The 1,576-nt window shown below is 55.2% G+C and carries 1 protein-coding gene and 1 pseudogene; one reads left to right on the top strand and one right to left on the bottom strand.

Annotation, left to right across the window (positions count from 1 at the left end):
• A pseudogene (locus K289_RS52130) lies at positions 1 to 236 on the top strand (RICIN domain-containing protein); the annotation flags it as partial.
• Positions 237 to 572: 336 nt separating this feature from the next.
• Here K289_RS52130 and K289_RS50055 read toward each other — a convergent pair.
• A complete protein-coding gene (locus K289_RS50055) occupies positions 573 to 800 on the bottom strand; it encodes a cold-shock protein (RefSeq protein ID WP_084788962.1) in 228 nt (75 codons plus the stop codon).
• Positions 801 to 1,576 lie beyond the last annotated feature (776 nt).

Genomic DNA, 1,576 nt, shown 5'->3' with positions numbered 1-1,576 from the left:
CAAAGGCCGGACATATGACCGCACCGTTCCAATGTGTGAAATCGACTGAAAAAGCTCTTGCCACGCGGGCCGTTCCACATATGGGGGCAAGGTCATGCATCGACAACTATGGGTCGGCGAAGAAAGAGGGCAACACGATTCAGCTATTTCCAATCCACGGCGGAGACAATCAACAGTGGCAACTTGTAGCCCTATCAAATCTTAAGGTTAGCCCGGAATCAGTTGTGGAAGCGTAAAATTGTCTCAACCGAAAAGGTGGTTACTGGCGCATCCGTTTGCGTCGGCGTCGGTCAAACGGTCAAACAGATTCACGGCGAACCCATGTAACGCCAACAGAAACAGCACCGATTGCACCTGCTATGACGGCCATGCGAAGCATTAGGTCGGGGCCCTGAGACCCGGTGAGTTCAACCATTCGTCGATGCGGGCGGCTACATCAGCTCCGTGAGCCTTCTTCAGAAGGTCCTCACGCTCCTTGCCGGGGGGTAGGTGCTCTGCCTTTTCCCTCGCGATCCGAGCTGCCTTGATGAGCCGTTCGCCAAGCGAACTGTCCTGCCTGAACCGGAGGCGCCTCATGATTTCCTCCCTTCGCAATCGCTTTTCCAACTAAGTTTGACGTTCGCCGCGTGCTCACGACGGCCTCGGCTGTCGCGAGTGACTTCAAATAGAACAACATCACCGACGTAGAGCGTACCGGTATCGATCAGCGCACTGACGTGGACAAATTGATCGTCACCGCCGTCGTCACATCGAATGAAACCGTAGTGGCGGTCGCGATTCCCGTAAATCACTTTGCCCATCTTCACTTTTTATTCTCCGTGATCAGGACCACACAGTGAACGTAAAGTGCGTTCTTTCCCGGCAATCAAACAGGCAGATGCGATCGCAGCTGACTTTCACTGTAAAGTAGGATGCCGTGTCGTGATCGAAGCCGATGTACGCCCCGAGACGCTTCGGGGCGAGCTGTAAGCGTGCCCCTGTTCCATGGTGCTGCATGCTAGGTAGCGAGCCACTGATGCGACAGTTGTGATCGTAGTCGAATCCGTTCGCATCATTCCCGCGTACAGAGACACTTGTCCTGCTGTAACCACGAGTTTCATGCTCGTAGACGCTCAGAACATCACGGCGAAGACCGTGCGCAAATGCGGTTGCGGCCGCAGCAGCTCTAACATGTGGTTTCATTACGCAACACACCAGCATGCATTGTCGAGCGGGCGGACCCGTTAGAGACGTCAAGTCAGCCCTACATCACCGAGCGGTAGTCGGACGGGATTCGGTGATGATGTCATGCCGTGGCAAGTCGCGTGCCAACTCGCGAGTGAAGCTCTGCGGGCCGAATTGCTGGGGATGGTTTTGAGAGGGTCGCGTTACGTGGGCATCAAATTGTCGGACTGTCTCCAAACGCACAAATTGCGACAGCTGTCAGACACGAAGGGCCCTAATTGCCTTAGCTAAAGGCTAACTTGGGCGTCAGCACAATTTGGGGATGTCCCGATCGCTGTTGAACTAGGTCGGGCCGACGTTGCCGGAATGAATGTTACGCGGCCCTCGTGACGTGGGCAACGGGGTTGATCGT

Origin of the sequence: Bradyrhizobium sp. Cp5.3, from assembly GCF_000426265.1 — a bacterium.
GTDB classification, from domain to species: domain Bacteria; phylum Pseudomonadota; class Alphaproteobacteria; order Rhizobiales; family Xanthobacteraceae; genus Bradyrhizobium; species Bradyrhizobium neotropicale.
The sequence above is the reverse complement of the archived record's forward strand: the minus strand, read 5'-3'. Positions and strand labels throughout refer to the sequence as shown.

What these genes read in the sequence shown, in the direction of transcription:
- K289_RS50055 (WP_084788962.1), bottom strand. Translation starts at nt 800, where the DNA reads ATGGGCAAAGTGATTTACGGGAATCGCGACCGCCACTACGGTTTCATT.